This is a genomic window from Nonomuraea sp. NPDC049649 (assembly GCF_040675175.1).
Lineage (GTDB): Bacteria > Actinomycetota > Actinomycetes > Streptosporangiales > Streptosporangiaceae > Nonomuraea.
Map to the genome: position 1 here is coordinate 331,682 of NZ_JBFAOH010000001.1, position 14,587 is coordinate 346,268.

Below are 14,587 nucleotides of genomic sequence, written 5' to 3' on the forward strand. Positions count from 1 at the left end.
CCCCACGTGACCGTCAACGGCAGTACGCAGAACCCCACCAGCATCAACGGGGGCGGGCAGGCGACCGAATCGGCCCTGGTCCGCATCGACAGCGACATCCGGCCCGTCTGGGAGACGGAGGCGCTGCCCGACTGGGTGGTCACCTGGCTGATCCCCATGCTGTCGGCCGGCCAGAAGTGGCCGGAGGCCAGCGAGAGCGGGCTGTCGGATTTAGCCCAGAAGTACGCGGCCCTGGCCGCCGCGGCGGTCGGCGCCACTCCGGACGCCGGCGCCGCCGCCCGGACCGTCGTCACCGGCTGGTCCTCGCCCGCCACCGCCGAGTTCGTCTCCAGGGCGAAGGTCCTGTACGGCCACGAGGGCGGGCTCGCCGGGGTGTCGGCGAACGCGCACGCCTACGGCCAGCAGGCGAACGACTTCGCCGTCGAGACCCAGTACTCCAAGATCTCCATCAACGTCGCCTTCTGGGTGACGGTCGTCGCCATCGCCATCGCGCTCATCGCCGCGTTCTTCAGCGCCGGCACCAGCACCGCGATCATCGGGCCGTACGCGGCGGCGGCCCGCGCGGCCATCAGCCGGATCCTCGTCAGGCTGGCGACCCTGGGCGGCAGGTCCCTGACCGCCACCCGGCTGGCCCGGGTGACCACACTCAGCGGCGCCACCGGCCGGGGCGCCATCGCCCGCCTGCTCGCCAGCCCGCTCGGCCGCGAGCTCATCGAGGAGATCGGCGAGGAGTTCTTCATCGACGCCGCCTCCCAGTACCAGCAGATCCGGATGGGCACCCGGCAGGAGTGGGACTGGAAGAAGTCCCAGGCGGCGATCGTCGGCGCGGGCGCCGGAGCCGTGATCGGCACGCGGCTGGCCGGGCCGGTGTCCCAGGTCACCAGCGCCGTGCCGGGCTTCGCGGGGCGTGCGCTGACCACCGGCGCGACGAACATGATCGCCTCCCCGGTGGGCAGCTTCGTCGCCAACGGCGCCGTCTACGGCCAGTGGCAGAACCCGTTCACGGCGGATGCGCTCATGGGCGGGTTCCTCGGCGGCGCGGGACGGACCGGGACGATCAGCCCGTTCAACCCCGACGTCTACTCCGCGCTGGCCAGCCCGGTGTCCACGCTGGCGTCCGCGTACGACGCCGCCGCCCGCACCGACGCCATGCGCGCCTCCGGCGATCCCGGCCAGGGCGCGGGCGGCAACCCGACGAGCGGCGGCCCCACCGGCGGACCGGACGGCGGACCGGTCCGTACGGGCGACGCCGCGCGGACCGGCAGCCCTTCGGCCCACGGGAGTTCCACGAGGGCGAGCGGCTCCGCTACGGCTCCGGACGCCGACCCCACCCGGCGCCGCACCCCGCCGACGCCGGAGCCCGGCGACCAGGCGGACGGGCGGCCCGGGCGCTCCTCCAGAACCGCCCCCGACCCCGCCACCCGCGAGCCGTCCGCCGATCCGGAGCGGAACCGCACCGAGTCCAGCCGTACGAACGAGCCCGCGCAGCGGCAGGACCCCGCCGCCGCGCAGAGCCCGCAGACCACGAGCGCCCCCCAGAGCAACACCACCCCGGCGGCCCAGAACGAGAACACCCCGACCTCCGAGAACGCCGACCCGGCACCACACAACAGCGGCACCGCCGACTCATCCCCGCAGAACAGCAACCCCACCGACCCGGCGCCACAGACCGACCAGCGGGGGCAGACCGCCAGTACGGCCGAGCAGCCGGCGCCGGGCGACGTCCGCGCCGACGCGGAGCCCACCGCCCGGGCGGACGCCACCCCCGACCCCGCCGCCCCGGCGACGCCGCAGAACCCGGAGCACCGCACGGAGACCGCCGACAGCGCGACGGCCACCAGCCAGGCTGCCGCCCCGGCCTCCGCCACCACCCACGGCCAGCCTTCCGCCCCCGCCCCTGCCGCCACCCCCGGGCAGCCTTCCGGCCCCGAGACCGCCGTCGTCTACACGAGCAGGCCCGGGACGGTCACGTCGAGACCCGTCCCCGGCACCAGGTATGTGACCGACGGCCGCCAAGGCCCCGACCTCACCGTCGACGAGGTGCGCGCGGCCACCGACGAGCTGCTCGCCTCGTACTTCCTCGACGGGACCGTGACGGACTGGACCTGGTCTCAGGACGGAAGCACGCTGCTGGTGCGCACCACGGACGGGACCCGGCACTTCCGCCCCGTCATCGGCGGCGTCAACCCCGACCTGATGGCGGAGACCCTCCTCAACGAGAAGAAGGGCACCGAGAAGGGGGGCACCGCGGAGAACCCGTATGTGGTCCGCTTCAACCCGCGCGTCGCCTCCGACCAGCTGGCCAGGGTCTGGCTGCACGAGATCACCGACGCGCTGCAGGCGGCGCAGCCGGATCACGGCCGGGGCGTCCTGCGCCGCCGCAGGGCCGAGAGGACGCAGGACCACTGCGTGACCGCCAAGCTCAACGAGCTGGCGATGCTGGCGGACAAGTGGGACCAGGCCCAGAGCATGCCGGAGAAGCGGCTCATCGCGGTGGACCTCGACGGCCTGGCCCGCGAGCTGAACGCCCGGGGACAGTCCGCGTCCGAGCCGCCGTGGGCCGCCTCGCAAGCGGTCCGGCAGCCGCACGCGCCGCCCCTGCCGGGCCCGCGACCGTCCCAGTCGGAGATCCAGGCGATCGTCGACGCCCTGATCCGCTCGGAGCAGCACATCGTCCAGCAGATCGAGGCGAAGAAGGAGAGCGCGAGACAGGCTCACAAGGAGGCCGCCAAGGCCCGCAAGAAGGCGCGCCGGGCGAAGGCCAAGCACGACCAGGGCCGTTTCGAGCGGGCCAGGAAGGCCCGGCGGGAGCAGCAGAATCACTTCGCCGCGCGGGCGCGGTACCTCAGGATCGCCGAGGCGTACGGCCCCGCGCTGAAGCAGGCCCAAGAGACCAGGGAAGCGTACGAGCGGGTCCTGTACGCGATGAGGCAGAGCGGCCTGCCGACCCAGCCGGGAGCGGTCAGCATGACCGACGTCGCCGGCTGGCTCACGACCCAGGCGGCCGAGCAGCACCGGGAGTACCTGAAGGCGCTGGAAGCGGCGCTGCCGCGGATCGACGCCCTGCCCACGGTCATGCCGACGGACGGGCTGGCCCACCGGTCCGCCCTGACCACCGCCGTCAACGAGATGCTGGAGCGCAACGGCGCGGAATTCCGGTACACCTCCGACGGGCTGGAACGCGCCCTGCGGGCCGACTTCCACAAGGTCGTCTCCCCCGACGGCGTCGTGCTGCGCGTGGGCCACGGCGACACGGCGGCGGAGCTGCGGTTCCGGCTCACCCTCAGCGACCTGGCCGAAGTCCTCGACCCCGGCGTGACGGCGTCGGAGATGATGGTGGGCCACTTCTTCCAGGCGGCCCGGACGATCAGCGCCACCGAGGCGAGCAGCGGCGGCATGTCCGGCGGCTTCGACACCCGGGTGCTGGCCAAGGCCATGCCGGAGGGCGAGTGGTACCGGACCGTGACCGAGATTCTGGGGGTCAGCGTCGGGGTTTCCTCCGGCCGCCAGCGCTCGGCGACGGGCGGCGCGGGCATGTACGCGCAGGGCGGTTCCGTCGCGGACAACCGGAGCGAGTCGCTGATGTTCGACGCCGCCGCGTCGTGGACGGTGGAGATCCGCACCGGGGAGCCGGAGGGCTGGCGGGACACCACCGTGGTGAACTCGGGTGCTCCCGGGGATCCCGGCGGCCAGCGCATCTGGGTCTCGCACTCGTACACCGACCAGCCGCCCCGCAAGCTGACCTGGATCAGCGACCAGCAGCGCGACAGCAGGCTCCCCAACCACGTGGTCCACCACATGTCGCACCTGGGCGACACGTTCGACACGATCGCGGCCCGGCTCGGCGGCGACTACGCCAAGGTCGGCACCGTCGCCCGGCAGCAGCTGCACGCGTTCATCGCCGACGAGCTGCCGCACCGCCTGCGGGACGCCCAGAACGGTCTCGAACGGGTCTTCATGAAGGACGGCCGGCCGCACGCGAGGGTGCGCGCCGAGACCAAAGTCGTGCTTGTGCTGAGCGAGCCGCTGGGCGGGGCGACCGCCGAGCAGTGGGAGGAAGAGGTCCTCGTCGACTTCGTCGCCGCGCCTGGCGGGACGTCGTCAGGGGGGAGCCTTGAGGCGAAAGCCTCGGTCGGCATCAAACACCCCGTCCTGGAGGACGTCAACGGCCCCTTCGATTACAGCCCTGACATCGGCCCCAGCCTGACGGGGTCGAGGTCGGCGGCGCGGACGTACTCGGCCACCGCCGGCATGCAGGCGATCCACCCGAGCGTGCACAGGAAGACCAGCCCCATGCAGGCGTATCGGCTGGCTCTGGAGACCACGTTCGTGGTGGAGGAGTTCGGCAAACCGCCCGTCACGCTGCCGACGGTCTTCGGCAGGGCGACCGTGAGCATGCGGGAGTCGGCCGCCTACCGTTTCGGCCTGCCCGTCGGCAGCGACGCCCTGGTGTACCGGGACGGTCAGCCGGTCGTCGACGCGGACGGCAACCAGGTGCTGCGCGGCGATCCGCGGCCCGAGCCGATCCCGGGCCGCAAGCCCGAACTGCCCGAGTGGCTCGGCGAAGGCCCGAACCGGATGCGCGGCGCGGGCCCCGCTCTGGTCCAGGACATCGAAGGGCTGGACCAGTTCCGGGCCCAGGTTCTGGAGCAGCTCGCGAAGCGAGGTCTCATCCCGGAGATGGTGAACGGGGAGCCGCAGTACGCCAGGTCCAAGCTCGCCCGCGCCACCCAGATCCTCAACCTCCAGGAGGTCACCGAGCAACTGTCGGAGCACCGGATCCGGAGCGCGTACGACTCGCTGGCGCAGGACGGCATCCTCCTCGACCTGGTACGGCACCGCGTCAACAGCGCACCCGAGCACTTCGTCATGCGCATCTCGCTGGAACAGAGCCTGGGCAGGTCCGATTACCTCGGCCACACCGAAACGGAGACGGTGGTCAACCTGGACATCGGCTCCGACACCGCGGCCCGGGCCATCAGCCGGTCCAGGACCTACGCTGGGGACGGGTCCGCCTCCCTGAGCGACGGCCCCGCAGAGGGCCAGGAGGGGTTCTCCCACGGGGTCAAGTCCGGCGGCGGCGGCCGGCACACCCGTACGGTGGGATCCAGCGCCGGCGGCACGGTCAACGTGGTGACGCTCCAGGAGAACGGCGGCCACACCGCGATCTTCTCGGTGCCTCACCGGCTGAAGGCCGAGATGCTGTCCGACGGGGCGCCGACCCTCCTCGCGACCGGCCCGGGGAGCGCGAGGCTGCTCTTCTCCGCGGACCTCCTGCCCCCGTCCGACGCCACCCCGCCGGCGCCTCTCGGCGAGGTCTCCGACCGGCTGCGGTCCAGGCTGAAGCTGCTGCACATGGACGTGCCGTACGTGCTGATGGCTGCCAGGCAGGTGCTGCCGCAGGGCATGCGTGAGGACTCGGTCGCCTTCCAGAAGATCGCGTCGGTGCTCAACGTGCGGAACCTGGTCTCCCACGCCAAGCTGCTGACCCGGCCGATCGTCACGAACCTCGCGGTGCGCGCCCAGGGCGTGCCCGTCCGGTCGTCGCTCTCGGTCTCGGGGAAGATCCGCGACGCCTCCGTGGTGGGAGTCGTGGACCAGGTGAACGGCGACATTCTGTTCGGGCTCGGCAGCGCGGGCGTGTCCTGGGGCGGGTCCACCGGCACCTCCGTCGGCGGCTCCAGGACGTTCGGCGACGTCGACGTCGACGAAGACAACGGGACGACGAGTGACAGCGGCACGATCTCGGGACCGGCCAGCTCCCGGGGCACCTCCGAGTCGACCTCGATCCTCGACATCTGGGGGAGGGAAGAGCTCACGATCGAGTTCGGCCGCCAGTACATCGTCCGAGCCGCGGTGGACCTCACCCTGACCGGCTCCGAGAGCGTGGCGGAAGGCACGCCGACCGAGGACCGGATCCCTATCGGCAGGGAGAAGACGGACAACGCGAAGGGCAGCGCGCTGTTCTCGCTCCCCGAGCACGACGCGCTGCTCATGTACGGGGACGGCGAGCTCGACCTGCCGGGAACCCTGGTGAGGGACGCGATCGAGCGCATGCTCAACGGCAGCCTGACCCTGGACCAGAGCGTCGCCGTGCCCCTCGTCCAGCAGTACGTCAAGGATGTGGCCGAGGCGAGAGCGGCCGGAGAGGACGTGTCCTACGCCGACGCGCACACTCCGGAAAGGCTGTCGGCCAAACTCATGGAGCTGACCGGGCTCCGCAAGGCCAAGGGCACATCCCCGCACGCGACTGCCGAGGAGCGGTTCGGCCGGACGCTGAGCAGGGCGAACGAGGCGCTCGAACGCGCCAAGGACGTGGTGCTGGGACCGGCGTTCGAGAGTTCGGTCGGCGTGGGCGCGACCGAGTCCCTCACTCTGACCGACGCGGACGGCGGCCGGGTCGAGATCCTGGACGCCGTGCTGGGGGCCCTGCGCGACGCGGCCCCCGGGGCCCTGGACGGCAGCCCCAACGTGGCGGAAGAGGTGCGCGTCGACTTCTCCTCGGACGCCGCGCGGATCCACGTCAACGACATGTGGTCGCGGAACGGCTACGAGAAGAGCTATCACGTGCAGTCCGGCCCGCATGTCGCGCAGGCCGAGGAGGTGACGGTCAAGGTCCGGCTGGAGTACGACGACGACGGCGACTCCCGCAAGGCCGAATTCCTCTCGCGCACGCATGAAGCCGGCGTCATCAACCAGCTCTACAGCTACCTCGACGGATCCCATGCGGAGTCGTGGAACGGCTCCTACTCCGCGGGACTGGATTACGGCGACGGCAACAACGGCGACGGCCAGGGAGTGGGGCTGTCGACCGACCGGGGCCGCGGCTACTCGGCCTCGACCAATCAGCAGGCAACACGGCTGCAACGGCAGGGCCTGTTCCTCGGGCTCGACCGGGTGCGGCAGGACATGAAGCTGGTCATCGAGGTCACCCGCAGGCCGGTGCATCCGGGCGCGGTGCGGCGCACGCTTACGGACGGGCCCAGGCGCGGGCCCAGAACCAGCCCTCCCGTCACCTACCGAGCCTCCCTGGTGCGGCGCATCCCGACCGGCATGACACGGCCCGCCCACGAGGATCCGGGGCAGGTCGGCATGGTGTCCGACCCGCGCCAGGCCGAGCTGCGGCCCGGTTTCTATACGGAGACTCTGCGGGAGGACCCTAACGGGCCGACGCTCTTCGAGGTCGTCCACGATCAGCTGACGAAGATGATCGGCCGCAACGCCGTGGAGGAGCGCCGGTACGAGCTGGCCAAGCGGCTGTCGCTATCCGCCTCGCAGACCGCCTTCGAGCAGCGGACGGGCCCCGTCGGCCAGGTCCTGCGGGTGTCCAGGCTGGGCTTCAAGAACCAGGGCGTCAAGGTCACGATCCGGGCCCGCCTGTCGGACCTCACCATCGTCGCCGGGCCGTTCGACGGGGAGAAGGGGGAGGTCGACAGGAAGGCCGACGGCCAGAACGTCACCGTCTCCCGGAGCCGCGTGCGGCCTCTCGGGGTGAGCGCCGGCTGGGACGACGCCGGATCCGGGCTCAGCGGCGGCGTGCGGGCCCGAGAGCAGTCCGCGGAGAGCGTGACCGACCACCACGCGGCCCGCCGCGAGCGCAGCGAGTTCACCGACGGGGACCCCCTCTACACCGTCCGGCTCAGGGTGGACTACGACGTCATCTTCGAGTTCGTGGCCTTGCTGCGGGGCCGTGACGAGAGCGTCGTCGGCGATCCCGTGCTCCGGCCCGGCGCCGCGCAGGGCACGGTGGACGTGACGCTCTCCGCGCGGGAGCTCCAGGAGCTGACGGACCGGATGGAGCGCGACGTGCGGCTCGCGCCCCCCGTCGATCCGGGATCGCGGGTGGACGACATCAGCCCGGCCCCCGGCCGCGAGAGCCTGGCCGAGGCGGTGTGGGACGCGCGTCTCGAGGCGCGCGAACGCGGCAGGCCCGTGCGCGTGGAGGTCCAGGAGGGGGACGTGGTCCACCGGTACGTGGCCGCGCCCGACGGCAGCGTGCACAGCGAGGAACCGGACGGGGGGTTCGCCGAGGCGCTGGCGTCCCTGTCCCCCGCCGCGCTGGACGCGGCCGTCCAGGCCGGCCTCGACCTGCGCCATGTCTTCATGAACTCCACGGTGACCGGCACCTTCACCCAGCAGGTCCTGGCCGAGCTCGGCGTCGAGGAGCTCAGTCAGGGCGAACCGGCCTGGCCCGCCGCGCGGGCGGAGTCGCAGACCGGGGTGGGCGGAACCACCGCCCAGGGGTTCGCCGGCGGCGGCTCGCCCTCCCCCGCCTTGGAGGGCACGATCTTCGACAGGGCGGGGCGGCCCGGCGGGGACCCGGACCTGACCTTGGCCGAGGTGCGCGGGCTGGAGCTGCTCGCGGGCGACCTGGGCGAGGCCGTGCACGTGTCCTGGACCTCCGGCGACCTGCTGACCGTCCAGTCCCCGGCCGCGCCCGACCAGCACGTCCGGGTGCTGATCGAAGACCCGGGAGCGGGGCTCAACGGCACCACGGAGGCACGCGCGGGCACACCCGAGGACCCGCACCTCGTACGCCTCTGGCAGCGGATCCACCCGGACGTGGTGTCGTCGGTCCTGGTGCACGAGCTCTCACACGTCATGCAGGAGGCCGCCGCAGTCGAGGCCGGCGCGCCGCAGGGAGTGATCAGGGAGTCCTCGTCCCCTCGGGAAGGCGACGACCTGTGCCTGGTCCCCCGCCAGAACGAGCACGCCCACCTGGCGCGCAAATGGCTCGCGGCCACCGCCCCGGATGTCCGGGAGACCTTGGCCGACGCGATCGACGCCATCGCGGCCGACCTCGAACGGCGGGGTCACCCGCCGCCCCCGCCTCCCTGGGGCACGGGCTCACGCACCGCCGTCCCGGTGTCGCTGAACAGGATCGACGCCCTGCTCAACGACGGGGCGACGGCCGTGGCGAGCAGCCGCCCGCAGCCGCTCCCCGAGGCGGCCGCGACCGCCGCCGTCGAGCGGACCGCCGCCCTCATGGGCGCCCGCGCCGAGCCGCGCGGGCCGGGCGTCCTGGACATCGTCCTCCCCGGCCGCCCGCCCATCCCCGTCCATGTCCGTCCTCCCGTGGCCACCGCACCCGGCCACACCTCCGTCCCCGAACAGCGCCGCACGCCCGGCCAGGGCGACACGCCGGGACAGCACGACACGCCGGGACAGCGCGACGCCCTGGGGCAGGGCGGCACACCCGGCCAAGGCGACACGCCTGGACAGCACGACACCCTGGGACAGCGCGACACGCCGGGGCAGGGCGACGCGCCGGAGCGGGGGGCGCTCACGTTCCACGTGGACGGGCGGCTCACGATCGGCGCGAACGAGCGCGCCGCCGCCGCGGCGGCCGCGGGGGCGATCGCGCGGGCCCGCGGCGAAGCGGCGGCGGACCAGGCGGCGCTGGCGGAGCTGCACGAGGCTGTCCGGCAGGTGCGGGCGGCCACCGAGGCACAGCGCGCCGGGCGGCTGGGCGTGCTGTACGACCTGGTGACCTCCGCCCGGCCGGAGGTGCTGCGGCTCCTCCCCGAGCCAGTGGCGGCCGAGCTCGCCGTCCTCGCGGACGGGCCCCGTCCCGTCGACCGGGCCGCGCTCCTGCGCAGGCTCAGGACGCTCGCGAACACCACCGGCTGGTACCCGCCCGAAGAGCCGTGCCGCTGCCCGGAGGGCGCTCCGTGCGTCTGCGGCCACGCCGCGGCACCAGACGGACCTCAGGAGGCGGAGACGACCAGCGCAGCACCGAACGGGCCACGGGAGGCGACCGGTGCGGTGCGGGCGTGAGCGGGGCCACCGGGCTCCGGCATGATGGGAACCCCCGAGGGAGAGGACGGCGATGGCGTTCGCGGTGGCGAGGACTAGAGACGAGGCGCACCTCTACCTCGATCTGCACCCGTGTGCCTGCGGGTCGGCGGAGACCACCTGGAGCAGCGGGCTGGTCAGTGTGGAGGGTGAGCTGGTCAACCTCTACTCCGGCAGCTGCGAGGAGTGCGCCGCCCCCAGGGAGTACCTGTTCGGGCTGCCGGAACGCCCGGTGATGCCGGCCGGCTACCCGACGTTCGGCGGGCCCGAGCCGTCGGAGCTGCTGGACGCGGGCGAGTGGATGTGGGTGGCCGACCTGTCGGCGGGCAATGTGCCGGTCGACGACCCGGCCGAGGCCGAGCGGGCGCTGCGGGTCGCGACCGCGGCCGTGGCGGAGGTGGTCAAGTTCGTGCCGGCCGGCGCGGACGCCGTGCCCGACGACGGGTTCTGGTCCGAGCGGGGGCGGCAGGTGCGCGCGGCCGAGCCCGGCCGGTTCGCGCTCGACCGGCTGCTGGTCGTCAAGGACACCTACCAGGAGCTGGCGGTCCGTCATGCCTGAGCCGGGTCTCGCGCGCACGCTCGTGGAGGCGTTCGTCTACCTCGATCTGGGCGGCGGGTCCCAGGACGCGGTGACCGAGGAGGTAGAGGACGGCTGGATGGTGCGCCTGGGCGACGTCGAGGTGCTCGTGCCGCGCGAGTCCGAGGCGTGGGCCAGGGAGCAGGACCTGATCTTCGGCGCGGGCCTGTCGGAGCTGATCGACCCCGGCCAGTGGGTGCTCGTGGCGACCACGTACGCGAGGCGGGCCCTGGAGGGCGCGCTCTACTTCGCGGCCGACCCGTCGAGTGCCGAAAGGTTCGACGAGGTCGCCTCCGGCTGGCGGTTCGCCGCCGAGGCCGTCGCCGAGGCGCTGAAGTTCTTCCCCGGCGGTGAGGACGAACTGGTCCCGGACGACTTCTGGACTCCGGCGGGCAGGTCGCTGCGCGAATCGGAGCCCCACCGGCTCACCAGGCGGAAGCTGGAAAAGGATCTGGCCTTCTACCGTGAGAGCCTGGCCGACTTCCGTCGCCGGCACGGCCGCTGACCGGGAACCGGCCGCGCGGCGCGCTCGTTGGACTGATCAAGACAAACGACTGCGGGAGCGGCCACGTGGCGATCACCGGAATCATCTCAGCACTCATCATCGGCGCGATCATCGGTGTTCTCGGGCGGCTCGTCCTGCCCGGACGCCAGCATCTGCCCGTCTGGCTGACCATCGTCGTGGGCATCGTGGCCGCGCTGATCGGCACCGCCCTGGCCGGTGTGCTGGGGGTGGCGGACACCCGGGGCATCGACTGGATCGAGATCGGCATCCAGGTCGCGCTGGCCGCCGTGGGCGTGTCCGTGGCCGAGGGGTGGTACGGGAAGCGCAAGTCCTGAGGTCACACCGTACGGCGGCCCGCGAGAGGCGGGCCGCCGGTGTGAAACAGAGAACCCCAGCTCAGCGATGCCGAACTGGGGTCTGTCAGGTACGCCGCCAGGGACTCGAACCCCGGACCCGCTGATTAAGAGTCAGCTGCTCTGACCAACTGAGCTAGCGGCGCCTGCGGGAATGAATATACCGGCAGATCGCATGCTGGTCGAATCGGAAAGAGCGGGACGTCACCGGCTAGAATAAAGTTCGGCCACCTGACAGGAGCATCGATGTTCGCATCCCCCGCCGACGTGTCCGAGCGGCTCACCGCCGTCGAATATCTCTCCGACGACGCCATCTCGACCTCGGTGTTCCTGGCCGCCGCGCTCGGCAAGCCGCTGCTGGCGGAGGGGCCCGCGGGCGTCGGCAAGACCGAGCTGGCCAAGGCCGTCGCGCGGGCCACCGGGTCCGAGCTGATCAGGTTGCAGTGCTACGAGGGCCTGGACGAGGCGCGGGCGCTGTACGAGTGGAACTACAAGAAGCAGCTGCTGCGCATTCAGGCGACCAGCGCCGACGACGACATCTTCACCGAGGAGTTCCTGCTGGAGCGGCCGCTGCTCAAGGCCATCCGGGCCGAGGAGCCGGTCGTGCTGCTCATCGACGAGATGGACAAGGCCGACGTCGAGGTCGAGGGCCTGCTGCTGGAGCTGCTCTCCGACTTCCAGGTGACGATCCCGGAACTGGGCACGATCACCGCGAAGCGCCGCCCGTACGTGGTGCTGACCTCGAACGCCACCCGCGAGCTGTCGGAGGCGCTCAAGCGGCGCTGCCTCTACCTGCACATCGAGTACCCGACGCCGGAGCGGGAGCGCGACATCGTGCTCGCGCGGGTGCCGGGGCTGCCGGCGGACCTCGCCGAGCAGCTCGCCCGGACGGTGGCGACGCTGCGGGCGCTGGAGCTGAAGAAGGCGCCGTCGGTGGCCGAGACCGTCGACTGGGCGCACACGCTGCTCGCGCTGGGGCGGGACGACCTGGACGAGGAGACGGTGGCGGGGACGCTGGGCGTGGTGCTCAAGCACAACTCCGACCACGCGCGCGCCGTCAAGGAACTCGGGCTGGCCTGATGTCGCTCGTCGACAGGCACATCGGGTTCGTGCACGCGCTGCGGGAGGCGGGGCTGCCCGTGTCGCCGGCCGAGGGGCTGGACGCGGCGCGGGCGCTGCGGGTGATCGATCTGGCCGAGCGGGAGTCGCTGCGCGAGGCGTACGCGGCGACGCTGGTGAAGAAGCCGGCCTACCGGCCCGGGTTCGACGTGCTGTTCGACCTCTGGTTCCCGCCGGCGATCAGCGGCCTGCGGCGGCGCGGGGAGGTGGACGCGGACGAGGCCCCGGTCGCCGAGCTGCGCGAGCACCTGGCCGGGCTGCTGACGGACGGCGGCGAGGCCGAGCTGCGCGCGTTCGCGCGGGCGATGGTGGAGCGCTTCGGCAGGCATGAGGCGGGGCCCGGGCGGCAGAACTGGTTCTCCTACAGCGTGCTGCGCGCCCTGTCGCCGGAGACGCTCATGGCCGGGATCCTGCGCGAGGTGCTGGCCGGGCAGGAGCGCGGCGGGCTGGCGGAGAAGACCGTGCGGCAGCGGGTGAACGCGGGCATCCGGCGGTTCGAGGACGCGGTCGCCGCCGACGTGCGCCGCCGCATCGCCGAGGACTCCGGCATCGAGAAGATCGCCCGTTCGGCCGTGCGGCCGCCGCTGGACCAGATCGACTTCCTCCGCGCCACCCGGGCCGACCTGGCCCGGCTGCGCCGCGAGGTCCATCCGCTGGCGCGCAGGCTGGCCGCCCGGCTGACGATCAAGCACCGGAAGGGCCGGCGCGGGCGGCTGGACTTCCGCCGCACCGTGCGGGCGTCGCTGCAGAGCGGCGGCGTGCCGCTGGACACCCGGTTCCGGCCGCCCCGGCCGCACCGGCCCGAGCTGGTGATCCTCTGCGACACCAGCGACTCGGTGTCGTCGTTCGCGCATTTCACGCTGCTGCTCACGTACGCGCTGCGGGAGCAGTTCGCCAAGGTGCGGGCGTTCGGGTTCGTGGACACGGTGGACGAGATCACCCGGTTCTTCGAGCCGGGCGCGGACGTGGTGGACGCGATGACCCGGCTGGTGAACGAGGCCGACATGGTGCGTTTCGGCCGCACCAACTACGGCCACGCGCTGGAGACCTTCGCCGAGCGCTACGGCGACGCGATCGGCCCGAAGACCTCGCTGCTCATCCTGGGCGACGCGCGCTCCAACTACCAGCCGCCCGCCCTGGAGGTGCTGAGGTCGCTGACGCGTGGGGCGCGGCACGCGTACTGGCTGAACCCCGAGCCGCGCCCGCAGTGGGACACCGGCGACTCGATCGCCACCGAGTACGGCTCGGTGGTGCCGATGTACGAGTGCAGGAACGCGGCCCAGCTGGCCGCCTTCGTCGAGGAGATCGCCTGACGGTCAGACGCGCTGCAGCTCGCGGGCGGCGGTGCGGGCCAGCAGCTCGATCTGCGCGTCGTCCAGCCGGGCGGTCTGGTGGGCCCGGATGTGCCTGGCCACCAGGCGTGGCTTGAGGAACGTGACGCCCTCGGCCGTCAGCGAGCCGCCGCGCGGCAGCATGCCGCAGTGGACGGCCATCAGCGGCCTGATCTCGACCTCGACGCCGGTCTCCCGGGACAGCAGCTCGGCGAAGGCCATCGCGGCCTCGCAGAGCGGCTTGGCGGTGCTCTTGCCGTACTTCTCGCCGAAGAACAGCTTTCCGCCGTACGAGGCGATCTCGGTGTCGGGGCTCCACGACTCGTTGTCGACGATCCACACCCCGCCCGGCCCGATCACCAGGTGGTCGATGGAGGCCTGGTCACGGATGGCGCGGCCGTCGAGCACGCGGTAGCCCTGCCTGCCGAGCGAGCGCCGCAGCAGCCGGCCCGTGATGACCTCGCCGCGCCGTTTGCCGCGCCAGACCGCGGTGGCCCGGAAGGAGCGCCAGTCGAGCCACCAGTCGACGGCCGCCACGATGCCGCCGGCCGCCAGGCCCCACAGGACGGTCCCGGGCAAGCTGTGCCAGAGCGCGAACCCCAGGCCCGCGACGGCCCCCACCGCCGCCTTGATCATCCGAGAGCGGCGCCTGCTCTGCGCCCCCTCCCGGTAGAACTTCTCGTACCACCATTGCGGTGACGACCCCGTGAACTTCTCGTCCTGCTGCACGTAGATAGAGCCACCGGGCACGGCAAACTCCCCGAATGAGATGTCGTCAACCACAGGATCTGCCACGCCGAAGATCCCTCGCCGAAACAAGAGATACCCCATGCGGAAGGAAGGTGAGCCTAAGGTGACGTAATTGGTACCTCCAGGGCCACAATCACGACACACAACCGACCAGTCG

The 14,587-nt window shown here is 72.4% G+C and carries 7 protein-coding genes and 1 tRNA gene; 6 read left to right on the forward strand and 2 right to left on the reverse strand.

Features of this window, described 5'->3' with window-relative positions; all coding sequences use genetic code 11:
- The first annotated feature begins 6 nt into the window (after positions 1 to 6).
- The 4 genes from AB0J42_RS01595 (at position 7) to AB0J42_RS01610 (ending at position 11,212) form a co-directional block, all read left to right on the forward strand.
- The gene (locus AB0J42_RS01595) at positions 7 to 9,777 is read left to right on the forward strand and encodes a hypothetical protein (RefSeq protein ID WP_364287243.1); all 9,771 of its coding nucleotides are present in this window, start codon (positions 7 to 9) and stop codon (positions 9,775 to 9,777) included.
- 52 nt (positions 9,778 to 9,829) lie between these two features.
- Positions 9,830 to 10,354, forward strand: coding sequence for a hypothetical protein (locus AB0J42_RS01600; protein WP_364287246.1), 525 nt, complete (start codon positions 9,830 to 9,832; stop codon positions 10,352 to 10,354).
- A complete protein-coding gene (locus AB0J42_RS01605; RefSeq protein ID WP_364287249.1) occupies positions 10,347 to 10,877 on the forward strand; it encodes a hypothetical protein in 531 nt (176 codons plus the stop codon). Before AB0J42_RS01600 ends, AB0J42_RS01605 begins: the two co-directional genes overlap by 8 nt.
- Before the next feature lie 65 nt (positions 10,878 to 10,942).
- Complete coding sequence (locus AB0J42_RS01610; protein ID WP_364287251.1) at positions 10,943 to 11,212, forward strand: GlsB/YeaQ/YmgE family stress response membrane protein; 270 nt, start codon at positions 10,943 to 10,945, stop codon at positions 11,210 to 11,212.
- A 90-nt stretch (positions 11,213 to 11,302) separates the two neighbouring features.
- On the opposite strand, the gene AB0J42_RS01615 is transcribed toward AB0J42_RS01610, so the two are convergent.
- A tRNA-Lys gene (locus AB0J42_RS01615) sits at positions 11,303 to 11,376 on the reverse strand.
- A 100-nt stretch (positions 11,377 to 11,476) separates the two neighbouring features.
- Between AB0J42_RS01615 and AB0J42_RS01620 the strand changes: the two genes are divergently transcribed.
- On the forward strand, positions 11,477 to 12,310 hold the full coding sequence (locus tag AB0J42_RS01620; protein WP_364287254.1) for a MoxR family ATPase: 834 nt from the start codon (positions 11,477 to 11,479) through the stop codon (positions 12,308 to 12,310).
- Entirely contained in the window at positions 12,310 to 13,662 is a 1,353-nt protein-coding gene (locus AB0J42_RS01625) for a VWA domain-containing protein (protein ID WP_364287258.1), read from the forward strand. The genes AB0J42_RS01620 and AB0J42_RS01625 overlap by 1 nt, the downstream gene beginning before the upstream one ends.
- A gap of 3 nt (positions 13,663 to 13,665) precedes the next feature.
- On the opposite strand, the gene AB0J42_RS01630 is transcribed toward AB0J42_RS01625, so the two are convergent.
- The gene (locus AB0J42_RS01630; protein ID WP_364287261.1) at positions 13,666 to 14,430 is read right to left on the reverse strand and encodes an NERD domain-containing protein; all 765 of its coding nucleotides are present in this window, start codon (positions 14,428 to 14,430) and stop codon (positions 13,666 to 13,668) included.
- Between the last annotated feature and the right edge of the window lie 157 nt (positions 14,431 to 14,587).